Source organism: Shinella granuli (assembly GCF_004341885.1).
Taxonomy (GTDB): Bacteria; Pseudomonadota; Alphaproteobacteria; order Rhizobiales; family Rhizobiaceae; genus Shinella; species Shinella granuli.
The window spans coordinates 83,885-105,030 of record NZ_SLVX01000009.1; the positions used below are offsets into that span (position 1 = coordinate 83,885).

Below are 21,146 nucleotides of genomic sequence, written 5' to 3' on the forward strand. Positions count from 1 at the left end.
TGTCGGACAGACGCGTGTTTCGCGCTGTGGTGCCGGGCCCGCCAAGGCCCGGCGCTTTCGGGAAGGTGCGCGCCTGGTGGGGCGGCTGGCCGGTCGGCCAGTTCGCCTTCCTTGCCGTCGTCGCGCTTTTCGCCGCCCTGTTCGTTCACAACGTGCTCGAAACCATGGCGCGGATCGGCATCCTGCCCGGCTTCGGCTTCCTCTCCAACTCCGCCAATTTCGAGATCGGCGAAAGCCCGATCGCCTTTCGCGCGGGGGACACCTATCTGCGCGCGATCCTTGCCGGGCTTCTCAACACGCTGAAGGTCTCCCTCCTCGGCTGCCTGCTTGCGACGATCCTCGGCGTTGCCGTCGGCATTGCCGGCCTTTCGCGCAATCTCCTGCTGTCCGGGCTCGTGCGCTGGTATATCGAAATCACCCGCAACACGCCGCTGCTGCTGCAGCTCTTCTTCTGGATGGGTCTCGCCAAGGCACTGCCCGCCCCGCGCCAGGCCGCCGCGCTCTTCGGCACGGTCTTCCTCACCAATCGCGGCATCTACATGCCCTCGCTGTCGCTGGAGGGCGGCGTCTTCGGCCTGCCGGCCGCGCTGGCGCTTGCAGGCACGGGCGCCATCGCGCTGCTTCTCGCGCTGCGCGCCGCCCGCCGGCTGACAGGCAGGACCGGCCTTGCGGCGGTCATCCTCGCCGTCGCCGCGGCGTTTTCCCTTCTCCTCCTCTCCGGTGCCCGGCCGGTCGCCGAGATACCGGCGCTTTCCGGCTTCAACATTCGTGGCGGGCTCAATCTCTCGCCGGAATTCGCGGCTCTCCTGACCGGCCTCGTCGTCCGGTTCTCCGCGCTGATCGCGGAGATCGTGCGGGCGGGCATCCAGTCGGTCGGCACCGGCCAGTGGGAAGCGGCGCGGGCGCTCGGGCTGCATGACGGCCAGATCATCCGCCTCGTCGTGCTGCCGCAGGCGCTGCGCGTCATCACGCCGCTGACGACGTCGAGCTATCTCGACCTCACCAAGGATTCGAGCCTTGCCGTCGCCATCGGCTTTCCCGACCTCGTCAGCATCGTCAACACAACGGCCAACACGACCGGCCAGTCCATGGAGGCGCTGATCATCCTGATCGGCACCTTCCTTGCCATCAACCTCTCGCTGTCCGCCCTCATGAACGCCTACAACAACCGCGTCGCCCTTCGGGGAGGCACCCGATGACGGCGGCCGCCCGAACGCTTGCGACACTGCGCACCGGCCTGTTCGGCACGCGCACGAACACGCTGATCACCGCCGCGACGCTGCTCGTCCTGTCGCAGATCCTGCCGCCACTGCTGCGCTGGGCCGTGCTCGACGCCACCTTCACCGGCGATGCGGGCGCCTGCACGCGGGAGGGCGCCTGCTGGGCCTTCGTTTCGGCGAAGCTGCGCTTCATTCTCTTCGCCTTCTACCCGCCGGACCTGCAATGGCGGCCAGCGCTGGTCATCCTGCTCATCGCGGCGATCCTGACGGCGAGCGCCCTGCCCCGCTTCTGGGGCCGCACGCTGCTTCTCGCCTGGCCGCTGACGATCCTCGCCTGCTGGCTTCTCCTGGAGGGCGCCTTCACCGCGACACCCATCCCCTCCAATCAATGGGGCGGCCTGCCGGTGACGCTCTTCGTCTGGGCCGTCTGCTTTGCCGCGGCAACGCCCGTCGCCGTGCTGCTGGCGCTCGCCCGCCGCTCGTCGCTCGGCGGGTTGCGCACCTTCTCGGTGCTCTATATCGAACTGATGCGCGGCACGCCGATGGTCGGCATCCTCTACGTCGCCATGCTGATCCTGCCCATGGCCCTGCCGGACGCACTCTCCTTCGACAAGATGCTGCGCGCCATCTTCATGGTGACGCTGTTCTGGGCCGCCTATATCGCCGAGGTCATTCGCGCCGGGCTGCAGGCCATTCCCGACGGACAGCGGGAAGCGGCGACGGCGCTCGGCCTCGGCTACTGGAGGACACAGCGCCTCGTCATCCTGCCGCAGGCCTTCCGCATCGTCATTCCCGGCATGGTCAATCTGGCCATCGGCTTCCTTCTGGCGACATCGCTGCTCGCCGTCATCGGCATCTTCGACCTTCTCAACGCCGCCCGCGCCGCGGCGACCGATCCGCAATGGCTGGGTTTCTACAACGAGGCCTATATCGTCGTCGCGCTCGTTTACTTCGCCATCTGCTTCAGCGCGTCCCGCTACAGCCGGTGGCTGGAGCGGCGGCTCACGGCCGGCCGGCAGCCGGCCGGCGCATCGGCCGCGGCGCGCAAGGAATAACTCCGGCGGCGGCGGCACAGAGAATATAATTCCTTACTCAAACTATAGAATTTATTATCCTGTTGCGAACTTTGTTCCAACCTGGAAGACAGCGCATGAGCAAACCCGACCAGCCCCTTGATTTCCTCTGGTTCATCCCGAGCTCCGGCGACGGCGCCTATCTCGGCTCCGATGAGCTGAGCCGCCCGCCGGATCCGGGCTATTTCCGCGAGATCGCGGTGGCGGCGGACCGCCTCGGCTATTCGGGCGTGCTCATTCCCGTCGGCGCGGCCTGCGAAGAATCCTTCGTGCTCGCCGCCGACCTTGCCGCACGCACGGAGAAGCTGAAGTTCCTGGTGGCGATCCGCCCGGGAACCGCGACGCCGGCCTATTATGCGCGCCTCGCCTCCACGCTCGACCGCGTGTCGAACGGCCGGCTGCTGCTCAACATCGTGGTGGGCGGCAGCGCCGAGGAGCTTGCCGGCGACGGCATCTTCCTGCCGCATGACGAACGCTATGATCACGCCAGCGAATTCTTCCAGGTCTTCAACGAGCTGATCGAGACCGGCCGCTCCACCCTCGACGGCAAGTACATCAAGGCGATCGACGCCAAGCTCGGCCTGCCGCCGGTGCAGGCACCGCGCCCGCCGATCTATTTCGGCGGCTCGTCCGATGCGGCGATCGATTTCGCCGGCGGCATCGTCGACAAGTACCTCACCTGGGGCGAGCCGCCGGCGCAGGTCGCCGAAAAGATCGCCCACGCCCGCAAGGCCGCCGCCGCCAAAGGCCGCGCGGCGACCTTCGGCATCCGCCTGCACTTCATCGTGCGCGAGACGGACGACGAGGCATGGGAAGCCGCCGACCGGCTGATCTCGAAACTCTCCGACGAGGCCATCGCCTCGGCCCAGGAGGTGCTGACGAAGAACTCCGATTCCGTCGGCCAGGCGCGCATGGTGGCCCTGCACAACGGCCGGCGCGACAGGCTGGAGGTCTCGCCGAACCTGTGGGCGGGCATCGGCCTCGTGCGCTCCGGCGCCGGCACGGCCCTGGTCGGCTCGCCGAAGACCGTCGCCGCGCGGCTTCGCGAATATCAGGCGCTCGGGATCGATACGGTCATCGCGTCGGGCTATCCGCATGTGGAGGAGGCCTACCGCGTCTCCGAACTGCTCTTCCCGGAACTCGGCCTGCCCGGCCCGCGCAACCAGTTGCGCTCGTCCTTCGGCGGCCACCAGGTCTTCGGCGGCGGCGGCCATGGCGGCAATGTCAAGCTGACCTCCGCGTCGTAGGATCGGCCGGCCCTCATCAAATGCCCGGGTGGCGGCCTGCCACCCGGAAACAACCGCATGGCCGCCTCGGACATGGCTAGACCTCGCCACGGAGGAAACGCCCGCCCTTTCGAGGCGGGCATGGTCGTCACCCCTTGGCCGGTTTTTCCAGGAGGTACAGCAGGTCCGGATGATGCGCGGCCGCGACATCCGGATGGGAGCGCAGGCGGCTTTTCAGGTGATTGATGCCGACTTCACGGAAGATCGGGTTGAGCGGATCGACCGTCACGCCCCGTTCGGCGCGCTTCAATTCGTCCGGCAGGGCGATCACGGGAATGGTCGCGTCGTAGCGCGCGCCGAGGAAGAAGGCGACGGAGAAGCGCTCCGTGCCGGCAGGCGGCGTGACGACGTCATGCACATCCGCCCGCACGAAGCCGTTGGTCGCAAGCTCCAGGAGCTCGCCGCTGTTGATGATGAACGTGCCGGGCACCGGTGGCGCCTCGATCCAGACGCCTTCCTCCGTGCGGATGCGCAGGCCCGGCGTCGTATCCTGCAACAGCACCGTGACGAAGCCGCCGTCCTTGTGCGCGCCGACGCCCTGGTCGCTGCCGGCAGCCTCGCGGCCGGGATAGCGGATGATCTTCAGGAGCTGCGAGGGCGACGGCTCGTAGATCTCGGCAAAGGCGTCTTCCGGCTGGCCGAGCGAAAGCGCGATGGCCTTCAGCACGTCGATCCCGATGCGGGTGACCTCCGCCTGATAGCGCAGCAATAGCTGCTTCAGCTCCGGTTGCGCCGCCGGCCACTGGTTCGGACCGTAGAGGCGGTTCCAGGGCGTCTCCGGCCCGGCTTCGACCGGCACGCCCTCCGTGTTGATGTCGAGCTGCTCGCGCCAGTCCTGTTCCCCGCGGGTCCGTTCGTAGCCGGCCCGGTTGTAGCCGCGGAAATGCGGCGACTTCACCATCTCGATCGACAGCTTTTCCGCCTCCGGCAGGGCGAAGAACCGCTTGGAAGCGGCGAGTACGTCATCGATCAGGCTCTGCGGCACGCCGTGGCCGGTAAGATAGAAGAAACCGTGGTCATGCAGGACGCGGGTCAGCTCCCGGATGAAGCCCTCTCGCTCGGCGGGGCCGCCGTAGAAGCGGGAAAAATCGATCGTCGGCAAATGGATGGGCTTGGTATGAATGGTCATGAAAGCTCCTCGATAAAGATGATGCGCAGGCCGGACATACGGCAAGGCCAAGCCGCGGCCGAAGGTTCGGGACGGTCTTCAGATATCCGCCCCCGGTGGTCGACATCCCGTGGATCGGCAAGCTCCTGCCGGGAACAGCCGAGATCGATCGCAGCATCGGGGGACGATGGCGGCTTCGCGCAGCACTTGCACCCAGCCCAAGCTGCCCCCTGGAGGCGACAAAACCATCTTGCCTGCAAGGGCGGCGGCGAAAGGGCGGTCTGCGATCATCACGATGTTCTTCTTCGAAACCTACAAATTATATAATCTATAGAATTTAATCCCAACGAGAGCGCACATTCCAACTTGTACCGGGTAGCGTAGTTTTTTCTCCTATCTTCAACGCACGCGGCATGCGCGGCACCTCTGGCAGACGCCGGGAACAGCGCAATTTCAAGACGGACGTGCCTCCGGCCAGAGGCAATTGTGACAATGACAAAGCGCGGATAGTGCCGGGGCGCCTCCCCTTGCCTCGCTCACACTTACTCCATCATGCCGGGCAATCCCGCCGCCAGCGTGTCGATGGCCAGGCGGACGCGCGGCAGCATGACGGGGGAGCGCGGCCAGACGGCATGGGTCTCGAAGGTGACCGACGGCACGGCCTTCAAGACCTGCCGAAGCCGCCCCGCCGCAACGTCGTTCCGGATCATCCAACAGGGCAGCCAGGCCAGCCCCAATCCCCGACAGGCCGCATCCCGGATCGATTCCAGATCGTCCAGCCTCAGGCGGGAGCGGGGCAGGACGACACGCCAGGGATCGTCGGACGATGGAAAGACCCAGGTGTCATGGCTCTCCCTCTTGCCATAGATGATGCCCTCATGGTTCGGCACGTCCTCCAGCCCTTGGGGTTCGCCGTGCCTCTCGATATAGGCCGGCGAGGCGCAGACCGTCAGGCGCTGGAACGCGACCCGCCGAACGATGGTATCGGCATCGTCCTTGAGGCGGCCATTGCGCACGGCCAGGTCAAAGCCGTCGGCCCGCAGGTCGGCGACACGGTCGCTGAAGGAGAGGTCGAGTTCGAGCCCCGGATGCTTGTCGAGCAGGCCGATCAGCAGCGGGGCGACGCATTGGCGGCCGAAAATGACAGGCATCGTGACCCGCAGCTTGCCGCGGACATCGCGCCGGCCCGATTCCAGCTCCGCCTCGCCGGCCCGGATCTCCTCGATCGCCCTCAGACATCGCTCATAGAAAAAGCGACCCTCTTCGGTCATGCCCTGGCTGCGCGTCGTGCGATGAAAAAGCCGGACCTTCAACCGCGCCTCCATGCGCGCGATCGTCTTGGCCACGGCGGAGCGTGTCAGGTTGAGCCGCTTCGCAGCCGCCGAGAAACCGCCGGCATCGACCGCTTCCACAAAAACCGAGACGTCCTTCAGGTGTTCCATATTGTATCCATCTGGGAACCAGTGTGGCGAATTAATACCGCAACTGCCGATGCTTTTTCAACGATAGGCTTCCTTCATGCATCCAGAAGGAGAATGACGATGACAATGGCAAGGCAGTGGAGCATGGCGGCAATCGGCCCGAAGGATTTCGCGATCCGCACCGCCGCGATCACGGAACCCGGTTACGACGAGGTTCGCGTGCGCACCGAAGCCGTTTCCCTGAACTACCGCGACAAGCTTGTTCTGGAGACCGGCATGGGCCTGCCGCTGGAATATCCCTTCGTACCGGCCTCCGACATGGCTGGCGTGGTCGAGGCCGTCGGCCCCCGCGTCACCCGCTTCAAGCCCGGCGACCGGGTGATCTCCACCTTCATGCCCGGCCGGATCGAAGGCAAGGGCCTGGGCAATGCGCGCAATCCGCCGTACAGGACGCTCGGCGGCGCGCATCCCGGCGTGCTCTCGGACTATGTGACCTTTCCGGCAGACTGGTTCGTTGCCGCGCCGAAGACGCTGGATGCCGGGGAGGCAAGCACGCTGCCCTGCGCGGGCCTTACGGCATGGATGGCGCTCATCGAAAGCGGAAAGCTGAAGGCCGGCGAGAAGGTGCTGATCCAGGGAACGGGCGGGGTCGCCCTTTTTGCCCTGCAGATTGCGCGGGCGCATGGCGCGGAGACCTTCGTCACCTCGTCAAGCGCGGAGAAGCTCGAAAGACTGCGCGCCCTGGGCGCCGACCATCGCCTGCTTCGCGACGGTTGGGTGGAGCGGCTTCTCGACCTGACAGACGGCCATGGCGCCGATCATGTGCTCGATATCGCCGGCGGCGCGGGTTTTGGAGAAGCGCTGAACGCCGTGGCGGTGGGCGGGCGCGTCTCCCTGATCGGCGTGTTCGAAGGGTTCGAAATCTCCGGTCCCGCATCGGCGCTTCTGCTCAAATCACCGGTCGTGCAGGGCATTTCGGTCGGCTCCCGCCGGGCGCTTGAAGATTTCGCCAGAGCCGTGGACAGCATCGGACTCAAGCCGGTGATCGACAGGCGCTATCGCTTCGAGGACGCAGACAAGGCATTCGCGCATCTCGATCGCGGACCATTCGGGAAGATCGTGATCGAGTTCTGAGGTGTTGCGGCCGCCCGGGCGGGAATGCGCCGGGCGGCAAAACACGCCATGTCCCTGTTCGCTGTGCCGTGGAAACGCAGCCACATGGCTCCGCATTTCACCGGCGGAACACCGATGCCGCGGGAAGGGCTGATCAAGAAACTCAGCCGAGCGCGCCCTCCACCGCCGCAGCGGCGGCAAGCAGCCGGTCGTCGCCGTTGCGCGGCGCCGAGACGAGGAGCCCGACGGGCATGCCGCCGGCACCCGTGCCGCAGGGCAGCGAGACACCGCACCAGTCGAGGAAATTGCCGACAAGCGTGTTGCGCAGCGTCTTGCCGTTGGTCTGGAAGAACAGGTCCTCGTCATCGAGCAGCGGCTGGATTGCCGGGGCGACATGGGGCAGCGTCGGGCTGAGCAACAGGTCTTTCGGGCCGAGCCGGGCTTCAAAGGCGGCGGTCAGTTTTTCGCGGGCCTCCAGCGTTTCGAGATAGTCGGCGACGGTGATCTTTTCGCCGAGCAGCGTACGCTTGACGACGCGCGGATCCATCTCCGCCGCTGCCGCGCCCTTGATGCGCGCGCGGTGAAGGACGAAGGCCTCGGCCGTCACCAGTGCACCGTGTTTCGCCATCAAGTCGAAAATCGCGGAAAATTCCGGGAACGCCTCGCGCCGGATGCGCGCGCCGGCCCGCGAAAGCTGCGTGACGCCCGCCTCGAAGGCCGCGACGACCTCCGGTTCCGCGCCGTCGAAGAACACGGTCTCGGGGATGACGAAGGAGAGATCGGCAACATTCCGGCGCGGGATGGGTCCCGCGGCGGGCAGACCCCGCATGGCCGCATCGATGAGGATCGCGTCCTGCACCGTACGGCAGAGCGGGCCGAGGGAATCGAGGCTTTTGGCCAGCGGGAATACGCCGTCCATGGCATAGCGCCCGCGCGTCGCCTTGTAGCCGACGATGCCGTTGAAGGCGGCGGGGATGCGCACCGAGCCGCCGGTATCCGTGCCGATAGAGACGGGCACGAGCCCCGCCGCGACCGCGACGCCGGAGCCGGACGAGGAGCCTCCGGGAATGCGGTGCTCGCCGGCGGGCGAGGCCGGGTTGCGCGGCGTGCCGTAATGCGGGTTGATGCCGAGGCCGGAAAAGGCGAATTCGCTCATGTTCACCCGCCCGACGCTGACCATGCCGGCGCCGGCAAGCGCCTGCACCACGGCCGCGTCCCGGCCTGCGGGCGCCGCATCCTTCAGCACGCGCGAGCCGGCGGTGGTCGGCAGGCCCGCAATATCGAAAAGGTCCTTCCAGGCGACCGGCACGCCGTCCAGCGCGCCGCGCGAGCGCCCTTCGCGCAGGCGCCGCCGCGCAGCCTCCGCCTCCGCGTTTGCGCGCTCTTCCAGAAGAAAGGTGAAGATCGCGGCATCCGGATGGGACCGGATGGCCGCGAGCGTCTCTTGCGCAAGCGCGACGGGATCGAGCGCACCCGATTGCAGGAGCACGGAAAGCTGGGCGATCGACCGCGGCTCTGTCGTCATCGTCAAATGTCCTTCTCTGCGCGCCCGACAAGCTGCATCCAGCGTCGGACGAGATAGTTATGTTCATCCATGGTCGTGTTCCAGACGGCGATGCCGTTGGCGCGCTGCCAGTAGGAGCCGCCGCTGCGCACCGAACCGCGTTTCACGCGGACCGTGCCATCGGGACCTGGCAGGTCCTCCCGCGCGGCAAGGCCTTCGTACCAGTAATCCCACTCGGCTGCGCTCATATAGCGGCGCGAACGCTCCGGGGTGGAGATATAGTAGCCCTGCCGGGCGACGACCGCGCCCGGCCAGCCGGAAATCCACCAGTTGAGATAGTCGTAGGCGACATCCAGCATGCGGCCGGAAAGCCGCCGCGAAAGGCACAGGCCGCCGTGCCAGGCGCGATAGCCTTCCGCGGGCGCGGCCTGCTCGACGGGGAAGCCCCGGCCGTTCAGGATGCCGATGCCCGTCGACCACATGCTCTGGATGTCGGTTTCGCCGGCCACCATCAGCCCCGCGGCCTCTTCCGCCGTGCGCCAGAACCCCCGGAAGAAGCCCGCCTTGCGCCGCGCCTCCAGGATATCCATCAGCTCGTCGATCTCCGCCACCGTCATGTTGCCGATATTGCCGAAGCTCATCAGGCCGGCCGCCTGCGCGGCGAGCGCGGCGTCGAAAATGCCGATCGCCGGCTCGTCGACGAGGGCGGAGCGGCCGCTCCAGCGTTCGTCGAGAAGCGCGGCCCAACTGTTCATCGGCTGAAGGGGATCGACGGCATCGCTGCGATAGGCGAAGCTGTCGAAATTGTGCGTCGTCGGCAGCATGGAGATGCGGCCGGTCGGCGTGTCGCCGAGCGCAAGGCTCGGCTGGACATAGAGCTTGCGGGCCGGCACGTCGCCCTGGCCGAGGCGGGCGCCCGGACCGATCTGGCCGGTCTTCGTCAGGTCGTTGATCTCGTCCCAGAGCGCAATGCGGGCAATCTCGATCGGCTGGATGGCGCGCCAGTACCAGACGATATCGAGATTGTGGAAACACTGATCGTAGATGTCGTAGCTGTCGGGTTCCTGCGCGGCCTTGTGCTGGGTGACGATGAAGTCGTTGTTGTCGAAACTGACCTCGATGCCGAGATCGGCCTCGGCCTTCACGCGCAGCTCCTCCAGAAGCGAGATGGCCGTGCCAAGCACGCGCAGCTTCGGCTTGCCGGCCGTATGGACGGCCGGTGCTGCCGGTTCCGGTTTCGGGGAATGCTTGTTCATCAAGGGCTCTGGGCGTTGCGAACCGGTTCGGCTGCCTCTGGCTGCGGACTGTCTGCGGCCTTCCCGGCAAGCGCGAAGGCGTTGAAGGACCGTTTCAACAGGTTCGGATCGAGACCGTCAACAATAAACACGATGCGCGAAGAGCGCTCCCCCGCCGGCCACGCGTCCATATGCACGGGCGGATGGACGAGATGCTGCACGCCATGCACCGCCACCGGCCGGTCCTCGCCCTCGATGTCGAGCATGCCCTTCACCCGCAACACGCGTTCGCCGTGGCGATTGAGCAGCATGGTGAGCCAGACGCCGAAACCGGTCCAGTCGACCGGGGTATCGGCGGCGATCACGAAGGAGGAGATGGCCGCCTGGTGCGGCGTGCCGTCCGCCGTCACCAACCCGGCGGGGGCATCGCAATAGAAGCCGCTCGCCGATTGCAGTTTTGCTGCGCGATGGGCCGCGTCATCGCCGAAGAGCGCTTCGGCGCCCGGCCCGTCGGCCGTCGCAATGTGGCGGACCGCATCGGGGTTGAGTTCGGCAAGGCGCGAAAGCAGGCGCGCCAGACCGGCACTGCCCGCGCAAAGATCCGCCTTGGTCACGACGATCCGGTCGGCGATGGCCGCCTGCCGGTTCGATTCGACATAGGTTTCGAGCTGGGCGAGGCCATTGACGGCATCGACGGTGGTCACCACGCTGCCGGCGCGAAAATGATGGCGCAGCACGGGGTCGGATTTCAGCGTCGAGAGCACGGGGAAGGGATCGGCAAGGCCGGTGCTTTCGATGACGACGCGGGTGAAGGGCGGCACGAGGCCGCGCTCGCGCTTCGAATGGAGATCGCGCAACGCCTCGGCAAGCTCGCCGCGCACGGTGCAGCACACGCAGCCCGATTGCAGCAGCACCATCGTGTCGTCGATGCGTTCGACGAGATGGTGGTCGAGGCCGACCTCGCCGAATTCGTTGATCATGACGGCGGTATCGGCAAGCGCCGGATCGGCAAGCAGACGCTTCAGCAGCGTCGTCTTGCCCGAACCGAGAAAGCCGGTGAGGAGATGGACGGGCGTGAAAGCGGGAATGTCAGCCATCGCTCACGCTTTCCATGCGCGCGATCAGCGCGGGGTCGAGCGGATCGCAGGGCCGGCCGGCGAGGCGCTCGGCGGCCGGCCAGAGATGGCCGAGGTCTTCGATCATCTCGCTCTTGCCGGTGCGCGTCGCCAGCACGAAGGACGAGCCCTGCCAGTCGGAAAGGCTCATGCCGAAAGCGGCCAGAACGCGGTTGACCGCGACAACCCGGCGGGCGCGCTCGCGCCGCCGGTCGAGGCGCTCGACGTTGCGCGTGAAGACGCCGGGCCGTGCGGCGGCATCCGTCCAGTGCTGATCTCCGCCGATGACGCCGCATAGGGAGCACATGGGGTGGTTCCTTTCTTCCTTGGATGCGGCGCCCCCTCAAAGGGAGGGAGATGGGATGGGACTGTTTCGCCCATCTCCAACATCGCTCTTGGATCAGGGATCCCGCCCCTATTTCTTCCGCGGAAACCGCCGCGCAAAATCATCCGCGATCTCGTCCATCGTCACGAATTTCACGCCCGGATGCCTGATCATATGCGCATAAAGCCGCTCCAGCATCATCAGCACCTGCGGCCGGCCGGCGACGTCGGGGTGGATGGTGATCGGGAAGACGGCATAGTCCATCTCGCGGTAGACCCAGTCGAATTGGTCGCGCCACATCTCCTCCAGATGCCGCGGATTGACGAAGCCGTGGCTGTTCGGCGATTTCTTGATGAACATCATCGGCGGCAGGTCGTCGAGATACCAGGAGGCCGGGATCTCGATGAGGTCGGTCTCATGCCCACGCTTCAGCGGCACCATCCAGTCCGACGGCTTCTTCGAATAGTCGATCTTGGTCCAGCTGTCGCCGACGCGCACGTAATAGGGTGTGAAGTCGTTGTGCATCAGCGAGTGGTCGTACTTGATGCCCCGCTCCAAAAGCAGCTCGTTGGTGACGTTGGAGAACTCCCACCACGGCGCGACGTAGCCGGTCGGCCGCTTGCCCGAGAGTTTCGAGACCAGCTCGATGCTCTTGTCGAGCACCTCCGTCTCCTGCTCGCGCGTCATGGCGATGGGGTTCTCATGGGTATAGCCATGGATGCCGATCTCGTGGCCGGCCTCGGCAACGGCCTGCATCTGCTCGGGAAAGGTCTCGATCGAGTGGCCGGGGATGAACCATGTCGTCCTGACGCCGAACCGCTCGAAGAGCTTGAGGAGGCGCAGGCTGCCGACCTCGCCGGCGAAGATGCCGCGCGAGATGTCATCCGGCGAATCCTCGCCGCCATAGGAGCCGATCCATCCGGCCACCGCATCGACGTCGACGCCGAAACTGCACAAAATCTCTTTTGCCATTTTGTATCTCCTTGGTTCCCTCAAAAAGGATCAATGGGCCGGGATGACCGTCGCCTCGGCGGGGTTCCAGCTCAAAAGAACGGGGGTTCCGGCCGGGAACGCGCCCGGGCGGTACTTGTCGACATGGGCTTCGAGCGCGACGGCCCGCCCGTCCTGAAGCCGCGCCGTCAGATGCGCGATATGGCCGACGACCTCCGAGCGCTCGATGCGGGCGTCCACCCGGTTCTTCGCGCCGGACAGCGTCCCCTCGCCCGCCGCATGCAGCTCGATCGCCTCGGCCGGCACGACGAGATTGACGCGGCCCTTCTCGGCGAGCGCGCCGTTGGCGCGGCCGGAAAGCGTGCCGATGCCCGTCGTCACCACCACGTCCTCGCCCTCGCTGCCCGCGACCTCGCCCGAAAGCACGGTGTTGCGGCCGATGAACTGCGCGACGAAGGGCGTGTTCGGGCGGGTATAGAGCTGGTGCGGCGGGCTCACCTGCTCGACGCGGCCCTGGTTCATCACCACGATGCGGTCGGAGAGCGCCAGCGCTTCCGACTGGGCATGCGTGACGAAGATGAAGGTGACGCCGAGGCTCTTCTGCAAGAGCTTCAGTTCGTTCTGGATGGCCTTGCGCAGATTGGCGTCGAGCGCGCCGAGCGGCTCGTCGAGCAGCAGGATATCCGGCTCGACGACGAGGCCGCGGGCGAGCGCGATGCGCTGGCGCTGGCCGCCGGAGAGTTTCTCCGGCTTGCGCTCGGCGATGTCCTGAAGGCCGAGCGTCGCAAGGATGCGGTCGACCTTCGCCTCGCGCTCGCCCTTGGGAACACCCTTGACCTCCAGCCCGTAGCCGACATTGCGGCGCACGCTCATATGCGGGAAGAGCGCGTAGTTCTGGAAGATCATCGATGTCGGGCGGCGCTGCGGCGGCACGTCGTTCATGCGCTCGCCGCGGATCAGCATGTCGCCGGAGGAAATGCCCTCGAAGCCGGCGATCATGCGCAGCGTCGTCGTCTTGCCGCAGCCGGACGGGCCGAGGAAGGCGATGAACTCGCCCTTGCGGACGGACAGGTTGAAGTCGATGACGGCGGGCGTGCCATTGTCATAGACCTTGCCGACATTGTTGAGTTCGAGGTCGAACAGCATCAGGAAAATCTCCGGTCGCGGACCGGGGCCACGCGCGCCCCGGTCCTTCGTCTTGGGATCAGGCGTTGAGGAACTCGTCCCATTTCTGGATGAGGTGGTCGTATTCGTCCGGCCACTGGTGCCAGTAGGCGACGTTCTTTGCGCGCTCCTCCAGCGAGCCGCCGTCGCGCAGGTCCCCCTCCTTGATGCCGCGCTCCTCCGCGCCGACCCAGGGCTTGCCCTCGTACCAGAAGGCGTATTTCTCCGGGGACATGACATCCTTGATGTTGGTGGAGGGCGAATAATAGCCCTGTTCGGAGACAGTGATGCCGGGCTCGCCCGAGAGCCAGTAGTCGGCATAGGCGATGACGGCGTCGCGGTTGGCCGTGCCGGCGATCATCGAGGGACCGATCGCCCAGCCGCGATAACCTTCCTTCGGCACGGCGTACTTGCAGGCCTTGCCCTGCGCCTTGACGGCCATGACGGCCGGCTGCCAGGCGTCGCAGACGACCATCTCGCCCGAGGCCATCAGGTTGACCAGCTCGCCGAAATCGCCCCAGAGCGCGCGGAACTGGCCTTCCTTCTTCTTGGAGACGAGGAAGGCGGCGGCCTCGTCGATCTCGGCGGCGGTCGGGTTGCCGGGGTTCTTCACATCCGACAGGCCGAGCGTGTTCATCGCCATGATGGCCTGGCCGAAGGCGATGAGCGGGTCGGTGTTGAGGCCCGACTTGCCCTTCCACTTCGCATCGAAGATCGCCGTCCAGGTGTTGGCCTCCTCGTCGGAGAGCACATCCGGATTGTAGCCGATGGAATCGTAGTTGTAGACGGCAGGCACCATGTTGAGCACGGTCTGGCCCTCGTCCGCCCAGATCTGGCCGACGATCTGCGCGGCACGGTCCCACTTGTCGCTCGCCGTGGTGAAGGTGTCGCGGATATTGGCCCAGTTCTTCAGCGAGGCGGCCGGGATCGTCTCGACATTGTCGGTCATGACGATGGAGGGCAGGCGCTCGGCGATGATCTCCCAGCAGTCGTAGTCCTTCGAGCCCGAGAGGATCTTCGTCTGCGCGTCCGGGAAGGTGGCCGCGGTGCCCGAGGTGCCGCCGACGCCGGAGGCCTTCTTGAACTCCTCGAGGATGCGCTCCTGCACCGTCACGGAAAGGCCGATGGTGCGCAGCTGCTGGCCGGCGAGGTCAGCGGCCTGCGCGAAGGCCATGCGTGAGGAGAGGAACGGCGTGCCGCCGCCCATCGCCAGCGCCATCACCCCGGCCGAGCGCTTGAGGAGCGAGCGGCGATTGATTTCCGACTTGAACATGTCTCTTCTCCAGTTGTTATCGTTCCCCGGAGCCGCCCCGCGGCTCCTTTTTGTCTGCAATTCCGGGCGCAAACCGCTGCACATGCTTGCCGGGATTGCTCAGTACCGGCCCACCAGGAGGCCGCCATCCACGACCAGCACCTGGCCGGTCATGTATCTCGCGCTGTCGGACGCGAGGAACACGGCGACATCGGCGATGTCCTCCCCGGTCCCGAGCCGCCCCATCGGAATGAACTCCGCCGCCTTCTCCGCCCCCGCGGGCCCGAGCGAGTTCTCCTCCGAGAGAAGCTGCGCGGTGCGGATGTAGCCGGGCGCGATGCCGTTCACCCGCACGCCGTCGCGCGCCATCTCGACGGCAAGGCCCCGCACCAGGCCGACGACGCCAGATTTGGCCGCCGAATAGTGCACGTGCTCGTCCCAGCCATAGGCGACGCCCATGATGGAGGAGAGCGCGACGACCGCCCCCGACCGGCGGGCGCGCATGCCGGGCGCGGCGGCCCGCACGAGGCGGAAGATGCCCTTGAGGTCGATGTCGAAGGTGAGGTCCCACTTCTCGTCGGTGAGGTCGGCCAGCTTCGTGCGGTGCGCGATGCCGGCATTGGCGACGACGACGTCGATGCGGCCGTGCCGCGCCTCGACATCGGCGACCAGCGCGTCGGTCGCCTCCGTCGAGCGCACGTCATAGAGGTGGAACTCCGCCGCGCCGCCCGCGGCCGAGATCGCCGCCACCGTCTCCCGGCCTTCCCTTTCAAGAATGTCGGTGACGACCACATGGTCGCCCAGGGCCGCAAACGCCTTCGCGGTGGCCGCGCCGATGCCGATGCCGGCCCCTGTGACGATGACGATGCGTTTCGTTTCTTTGGTCATGGATATCTCCGGGTTCACAGCATGACGTCGCCGGAATTCGGCCCGAGCGTCTGTCCGACGAAGAGGCTGGCGGCGGGGGATGCGAGGAAGGCGACGGTCTCGGCCACCTCCTCCGGCTCGCCGAAACGGCCGAGCGGCAGGCCCGCCCGCTTGGCGGCCCGCCAGTCCTCCGAAAGCTGCATGACGAGCGGCGTGTTGATCGGGCCGGGCGCGACGGCGTTGACGCGCACCCCGCGGGCGGAAACCTCGCGGGCAAGCGCCTTGGTCATGCCGATGATCGCGGCCTTGGCGCCGGAATAGTGCACGAGCTCGACGCCGCCGATCTGGCCGAGCTGCGAGGCGACGTTGACGATGACGCCCGCCCCGGCGGAGAGCATCGCCGGCAGCACGGCCCTGGTCATCAGGAACGTGCCGCGCACATGCACGGCGAACATGCGGTCGAAATCGCGGACATCGAGGTTCTCGAACAACGCCTGATGGGCGATGCCGGCATTGTTGACGAGCAGCGTGACATCGCCATGCGCCGCGACGGCGGCAAGATGGATGGCCGCGACATCCGCCTCGCCGGAGACATCGCCCGCCACGGCGACGGCCTTGCCGCCCGCCACGCGGATCTCGTCCGCCACCGCCTCGGCGCGCTCGGACGAGAGGTCGTTGACCGTCACGGCGTAACCGTCCGCCGCGAGCTTCATCGCGATGGCGCGGCCGATGCCGGAGCCTGCGCCGGTGACGAGAGCTGCGCCCGCCATCACGCCTCCTCCTGGATCGCCATGCGCTTGGCGCGGCGCACCGACAGGCCCATCAGCACGGCATAGGTGCCGAGCAACGCGAAGGAGAACAGCGTGGTCAGCACGCCAAAGGCGAAGACGTTCGGATGCACTTCCACCGAGAAGGTGCCGTAGATGGCGAGCGGCAGCGTCAGGTCCCGGCCCGAGGCGAAGAGCGTGCGCGAGAATTCGTCGTAGGAGAGCGTGAAGGCGAAGAGCATGGCCGAGAGCACGCCGGGGAAGATCAGCGGGAAGGTGATCTTGCGGAAGGTCCGCGCCGGGGTGACGCCGAGCGACCAGGCGGCTTCCTCCACGCTCGGATCGAAGCGGTTGAAGATCGCCAGCATGACGAGGAAGGCGAAGGGGAAGGTGTAGACGACATGCAGCACGAAGGCCGTGCCCCACCAGTGGCGGTCGACGCCGAGCGTGTTGGCGACCAGCGCCATGCCGAGGCCGACGAGCACGCCGGGCACCATCATGCCGAGCACGATGAGATAGAAGACGACGCCCGAGCCGCGAAACTTCTTGCGGAACGCCTGGGCGGCGGTGACGCCGAGCACGGTCGAGACGATCATCGTCATGACGGCGAGCGCCAGCGAGCGCACCAGCGCCTGTTCGATCGGCAGCGGCGCGATGCGCGAGGGCGGGGTGAGGCCGAAGAGGTGCTTGTACCAGTAGGTCGACCATTCGATGATCGGGAATTGCGGCCCACCTTCCGGCCCGGTCTGGAAGGAGAGGATGGCGAGCACGACGAGCGGGCCGTAAAGGAAGACGATGAACAGCGTCGTATAGAGGCCGAGGCCGAGCTTGATGCCGGAAGCGTTCATGGCTCAGAGCTCCTTCCTGAGATCGACGACCCTGAGCAGCGCGGCGACGACCGCGCCCATCAGGATGGTCAGCACCACGCCGGCGACCGCGGCGAAGGCCCATTTCAGCGACCCTACCTGGGTGACGATGATGTTGCCGAGGAGGTTGACCTTACGGCCGGACAGCGCGGCCGAGGTGGCGAATTCGCCGAGCACCATCACGGAGACGAAGATCGCGCCCACCACCACGCCCGGCATGGAGAGCGGCAGGATGATGGTTCTGAAGATCCGCCAGAAGCTCGCCCCGAGATCCTGCGCCGCCTCGATGACGGAAGGGTCGATGCGGCCGAGCATGAAGGCGATCGGCCCGACCATGAAGACGCAATAGATCTGCGTCATGCCGATGATGACGGAGAGTTCGGAGAACAGCAGCACCTCGATCGGCTGGGTGACGATGCCGAGCTTCATCAGGATCATGTTGATCGCGCCCTCCTTGCCGAGCATCGGCCGCCAGGCGAGCACGCGGATGAGGAAGGAGGTCCAGAACGGGATGACGCAGAGCACCAGGAGTGCGGTCGAGAGCGTCTTGTTCTTGACGAAGAGCCCGACGAAGAGCGCCGCCGGATAACCGACGAGGAGGGTGGAGACGAGCACGATCAGCCAGATGCGGACCGTCGTCCAGAGCGCGCCGAGATAGGTGTCGGAGGAGAAGAAGGTGATCCAGCTCTTCAGCGTCAGCGTCGGCTCGATCTTGAAGGTGGTCTGCGTCCAGAAGGAGACGTAGACCATCATCAGGATGGGCGCGACGAGGAAGAGCAGCATCCACAGGACGCCGGGGGCGAGCAGCCAATAGGTGCGGTCCGGCTGCCTGCGGGTGGAAGGCGCCGCCGTTTCGACGGGCGTGTCATGGCTGGTGGCGGCCATCGTCATCTCTCATTCTCCGGGTGGACAGGGGCGGGACCGGCGACGGGGTTCTCAAACGAAGACAAGGGCGTCCTCCCGTTTCCAGACGAGGGCGTAGCGGGCCTTCTCCTCGAAGGCCTCGGGCGCGGCATGGCTGAGATGCGTCTCCACCTCGAAGACGCGGCCGTCGTCGAGCGTGAAGAAGGAGTTGATCGCCGCGCCGGAATACTCGCTGGCGACGAAGCTCGCCTCGATGCGCACCTCGTCGCCAGCGGCCGCCGCATCTCTCGGGCGGATCGCAACACGGTCGTAGCGGATGGCGTAGGCCGGCCTGCCGGATGCCTGGCGCACGCCGCCGAGCGCCAGGCGGCCGACGGGGCTCTCGAAGACATTGCCCGAGACCGCGCCGGAAAAGATGTTGTAGCAATTGAGGAAACGCGCGACGTCGGCGGAGGCCGGGCGGCTGTAGAGCGTGCCGGCATCCGTCGCTTGCGCGATGCGGCCGCGATCGAGCACCAGCACGGTGTCGCCCATGGCGAGCGCCTCGGTCTCCGAACCGGTGACGTGGAGGAAGGTGACGCCGCAGCGCTCGCGGATGGTGCGGAGCTCCCCGCGCATGCGCGTGCGCAGGTTGGCGTCGAGCGCGCCGAGCGGCTCGTCGAGCAGCACCATGCTCGGCTCCGTCACCAGCGTGCGGGCGAGCGCCACGCGCTGCTTCTGGCCGCCGGAGATCTGCGTGACGGCGCGGTCTTCGAGGCCCGTGAGCCCGACGAGGCCGATCATGTCGCGCACCCGGGCGGTGACGGCCTTCGCGTCCGTCACCGGGGCGACGGCGCGGTTCTCGAGGCCGAAGGCGATGTTCTGCGCGACGCTCAGATGCGGAAAGAGCGCGAAATTCTGGAAGACGAAGCCGATGCCGCGCTCATGCGGCGGCACGCCGTCGATGCGCCTGCCGGCAAAGAGGATCTCCCCGCCGTCCGGCTGCTCGAAGCCGGCGATGACGCGCAACAGCGTCGTCTTGCCCGAGCCCGACGGCCCGAGCAGCGAGACATAGGAATTGTCCATGAGCGCCGCATCGACGCCCGCAAGCGCCGGCACGCCGGCAAAGGCCTTGTGCACATTCTTCAATTGGAGGACGGCTGACACCTCTGTTCCCACCAGTTCCGGCCAGGACCTTCGGCGCACGGGGCTCCGCATCCCCGGGCGCGAAGAGGCCGTCGGAGAGGGCAAGAGGCTCCCGTTCGCGCATCGGTCAGATGCGCGGCGCAGCGTCGATCCTGAGCATTTCGTTTTGTTCCACTGTCGACGCCTCTTCCGGGCGTCTTGTTGTCAAAACCATGGCATAAATGATTTTTGTATTCAATAGACTTTTTAGAAATTTCTATCGCGGGGCCGTTCCGGCATTTTGCTCATGAATTTCCGGCTGCGGAGACGTCGTCCTCGCACCAAGGCTTTCCACGTCTTCTGGCGAATTTCCGCGCATTATGCGCAAAGTTCACCGCTTTCGCCTATAAATTCGGCGACCGAACCGCCATGGTGGCGCGACCAGCGATAGCGCGCCGTCATCTTTCGTGCTCGAAGAACTGCCGAGGCTATCTTCAAATTTTGTATTCAATAATCATTTATGCCATCCTTTCCTTGCGGCGGAGAATGCGGCAGAGTGCTGCCCTCCACGAGGCCGACGGATCAGGACCCCATGAAGGACGAGCAGGCAGCCACCGGCACCCAGCGACGCTACGCGATCGCCGAGGACGTGCTGCGCAGCAATATCGAAGCGGGCACGCTGCCACCCGGCCTGGTGCTCCTGGAAGGCCCGATCGCCGACATCCTGCAGACCTCGCGCGCGCCGGTGCAAAGGGCGCTGCAGGCGCTGGAGGCGGAGGGGCTGGTGCACCGCTTTTCCGGCCGCGGCTTCCTGGTCGGCCCGCCGGGCGCCGGCATCGAGCCGAACCGCACGGACATCAAGGCGCTCGGGCTCATCGTGCCGCGCCATGCGGACGAGGCGCTGCAAAGCCGCTCCTCCTGGGAGCGCATCTACAACCAGGTCGAGGCGGACGTCGCCGGCTGCGTGGTGTTCGGCCGCTACCGCATCATCGAGATGGAGCTCGCCACCCATTTCAACGTCAGCCGCACCGTGGTGCGCGACGTGCTGACGCGCCTGCGCGAGCGGGGGCTCGTGCGCAAGAACCAGAGCTCGCACTGGATCGCCGGGCCGCTGACCGCCCAGACGGTGAAGGACCATTTCGTGCTGCGCACCATGCTGGAGCCGCCGGCGATCCGTCTTGGCGCGCGTGCCGTCAACCAGGCGCGGCTGGAGGCGCTGCTGAAGCGCCTGCGCGCCGCCGAGGAGGCGAGCGCCGCCGGCTCCCTGCGCGAAAGCGAGGCGATCCAGACCGAATTCATCGAATGCTGCGTGCTCGCCGCGCCGAACGAGCGGCTGAAGGATCTCGTGCGCAACAACCTCCTGCCCGTCACGGCCACCGACCGGCTGCTGCGCCGCCTCGGCCTGCCGGGCGATCCCGCGATCATCACGGAGCTGCGGCTGGTCGGCGAGCTTCTGCTGCGCGGGGCGACGGAAGCGGCCGTCTCGATGATGGAGACCCATCTGGAGGCCTCGCTGAACCGCACCATCGCCCAGATGAAGATCGTCGCGATCATCCCCGGGCCGGGCGTCACGGCGGCGTATCTGACACCCGTGCTGGATTGAGAAGCAGCGGATCGCAAGGCGTCCGCCCGCCTCCCGCGAAGAGGCCGGGTCATGCCGTCCACCCCCCTCTGGCCTGCCGGCCATCTCCCCCTCAAGGGGGGAGATTGGATGGGGCACCGTTCCGCCAATCTCCAAAGTTGCCAATTGAGCAAGGTTTTCGCCTCTTGCCGATCTCCCCCCTTGAGGGGGAGATGGCCGGCAGGCCAGAGGGGGGTGCCTCGTAACGCCACGACCAGGCCGCCCTCGCTGCACGGACAATGACCCCGCCCCGCCGGGCAGGACATGTCTCGTCATGAGCGCGGCGGCCG

The 21,146-nt window shown here is 66.5% G+C and carries 19 protein-coding genes; 5 read left to right on the forward strand and 14 right to left on the reverse strand.

Annotated elements, in window-relative coordinates:
• Positions 1-14 precede the first annotated feature (14 nt).
• The 3 genes from EV665_RS16090 to ssuD all read left to right on the forward strand — a co-directional run bounded on the left by EV665_RS16090 (position 15) and on the right by ssuD (position 3,540).
• On the forward strand, positions 15-1,199 hold the full coding sequence (locus tag EV665_RS16090) for an amino acid ABC transporter permease (RefSeq protein WP_245507732.1): 1,185 nt from the start codon (positions 15-17) through the stop codon (positions 1,197-1,199).
• Positions 1,196-2,275: an amino acid ABC transporter permease gene (locus EV665_RS16095; protein ID WP_133034864.1), complete on the forward strand. Its 1,080-nt coding sequence runs from the start codon at positions 1,196-1,198 to the stop codon at positions 2,273-2,275. The genes EV665_RS16090 and EV665_RS16095 overlap by 4 nt, the downstream gene beginning before the upstream one ends.
• 95 nt (positions 2,276-2,370) lie before the next feature.
• A complete protein-coding gene (gene ssuD / locus EV665_RS16100) occupies positions 2,371-3,540 on the forward strand; it encodes an FMNH2-dependent alkanesulfonate monooxygenase (RefSeq protein ID WP_064333798.1) in 1,170 nt (389 codons plus the stop codon).
• Between the two features lie 127 nt (positions 3,541-3,667).
• On the opposite strand, the gene EV665_RS16105 is transcribed toward ssuD, so the two are convergent.
• Positions 3,668-4,708, reverse strand: coding sequence for an isopenicillin N synthase family dioxygenase (locus EV665_RS16105; RefSeq protein WP_133034865.1), 1,041 nt, complete (start codon positions 4,706-4,708; stop codon positions 3,668-3,670).
• 521 nt (positions 4,709-5,229) lie between these two features.
• Positions 5,230-6,129, reverse strand: a complete 900-nt coding sequence (locus EV665_RS16110) for a LysR family transcriptional regulator (protein ID WP_162853078.1) — start codon at positions 6,127-6,129, stop codon at positions 5,230-5,232.
• 99 nt (positions 6,130-6,228) lie between these two features.
• Between EV665_RS16110 and EV665_RS16115 the strand changes: the two genes are divergently transcribed.
• Positions 6,229-7,242 carry a zinc-dependent alcohol dehydrogenase family protein gene (locus tag EV665_RS16115; protein ID WP_162853079.1) on the forward strand — a complete coding sequence of 338 codons (1,014 nt, stop codon included), beginning with the start codon at positions 6,229-6,231 and terminating at the stop codon, positions 7,240-7,242.
• A gap of 142 nt (positions 7,243-7,384) precedes the next feature.
• Here EV665_RS16115 and EV665_RS16120 read toward each other — a convergent pair whose 3' ends face one another.
• The 12 genes from EV665_RS16120 to EV665_RS16175 all read right to left on the reverse strand — a co-directional run bounded on the left by EV665_RS16120 (position 7,385) and on the right by EV665_RS16175 (position 19,277).
• A complete protein-coding gene (locus EV665_RS16120; protein WP_133034868.1) occupies positions 7,385-8,746 on the reverse strand; it encodes an amidase in 1,362 nt (453 codons plus the stop codon).
• A 2-nt stretch (positions 8,747-8,748) separates the two neighbouring features.
• The gene (locus tag EV665_RS16125; protein ID WP_133034869.1) at positions 8,749-9,981 is read right to left on the reverse strand and encodes an ABC transporter substrate-binding protein; all 1,233 of its coding nucleotides are present in this window, start codon (positions 9,979-9,981) and stop codon (positions 8,749-8,751) included.
• Positions 9,981-11,057 (reverse strand): CobW family GTP-binding protein, encoded by a 1,077-nt coding sequence (locus EV665_RS16130; protein WP_133034870.1) that lies wholly within the window; start codon positions 11,055-11,057, stop codon positions 9,981-9,983. The genes EV665_RS16125 and EV665_RS16130 overlap by 1 nt, the downstream gene beginning before the upstream one ends.
• The gene (locus EV665_RS16135) at positions 11,050-11,382 is read right to left on the reverse strand and encodes a hypothetical protein (RefSeq protein WP_133034871.1); all 333 of its coding nucleotides are present in this window, start codon (positions 11,380-11,382) and stop codon (positions 11,050-11,052) included. The genes EV665_RS16130 and EV665_RS16135 overlap by 8 nt, the downstream gene beginning before the upstream one ends.
• A 108-nt stretch (positions 11,383-11,490) precedes the next feature.
• Positions 11,491-12,372, reverse strand: coding sequence for a polysaccharide deacetylase family protein (locus EV665_RS16140; RefSeq protein ID WP_064333790.1), 882 nt, complete (start codon positions 12,370-12,372; stop codon positions 11,491-11,493).
• 30 nt (positions 12,373-12,402) lie between these two features.
• On the reverse strand, positions 12,403-13,497 hold the full coding sequence (locus EV665_RS16145) for an ABC transporter ATP-binding protein (protein ID WP_133034872.1): 1,095 nt from the start codon (positions 13,495-13,497) through the stop codon (positions 12,403-12,405).
• A gap of 58 nt (positions 13,498-13,555) precedes the next feature.
• Positions 13,556-14,788 (reverse strand): ABC transporter substrate-binding protein, encoded by a 1,233-nt coding sequence (locus tag EV665_RS16150; protein WP_064333788.1) that lies wholly within the window; start codon positions 14,786-14,788, stop codon positions 13,556-13,558.
• A 99-nt stretch (positions 14,789-14,887) separates the two neighbouring features.
• Positions 14,888-15,655: an SDR family NAD(P)-dependent oxidoreductase gene (locus EV665_RS16155; protein ID WP_133034873.1), complete on the reverse strand. Its 768-nt coding sequence runs from the start codon at positions 15,653-15,655 to the stop codon at positions 14,888-14,890.
• Positions 15,656-15,669: 14 nt separating this feature from the next.
• Complete coding sequence (locus EV665_RS16160; protein ID WP_210234645.1) at positions 15,670-16,404, reverse strand: SDR family NAD(P)-dependent oxidoreductase; 735 nt, start codon at positions 16,402-16,404, stop codon at positions 15,670-15,672.
• Positions 16,404-17,249 carry an ABC transporter permease gene (locus tag EV665_RS16165; RefSeq protein ID WP_133034875.1) on the reverse strand — a complete coding sequence of 282 codons (846 nt, stop codon included), beginning with the start codon at positions 17,247-17,249 and terminating at the stop codon, positions 16,404-16,406. The genes EV665_RS16160 and EV665_RS16165 overlap by 1 nt, the downstream gene beginning before the upstream one ends.
• Before the next feature lie 3 nt (positions 17,250-17,252).
• Positions 17,253-18,158 carry an ABC transporter permease gene (locus EV665_RS16170; protein WP_064333784.1) on the reverse strand — a complete coding sequence of 302 codons (906 nt, stop codon included), beginning with the start codon at positions 18,156-18,158 and terminating at the stop codon, positions 17,253-17,255.
• Between the two features lie 45 nt (positions 18,159-18,203).
• Positions 18,204-19,277: an ABC transporter ATP-binding protein gene (locus tag EV665_RS16175; protein WP_133034876.1), complete on the reverse strand. Its 1,074-nt coding sequence runs from the start codon at positions 19,275-19,277 to the stop codon at positions 18,204-18,206.
• A gap of 550 nt (positions 19,278-19,827) precedes the next feature.
• Here EV665_RS16175 and EV665_RS16180 point away from each other — a divergent pair.
• The gene (locus EV665_RS16180; RefSeq protein WP_133034877.1) at positions 19,828-20,838 is read left to right on the forward strand and encodes a GntR family transcriptional regulator; all 1,011 of its coding nucleotides are present in this window, start codon (positions 19,828-19,830) and stop codon (positions 20,836-20,838) included.
• Positions 20,839-21,146: the final 308 nt, after the last annotated feature.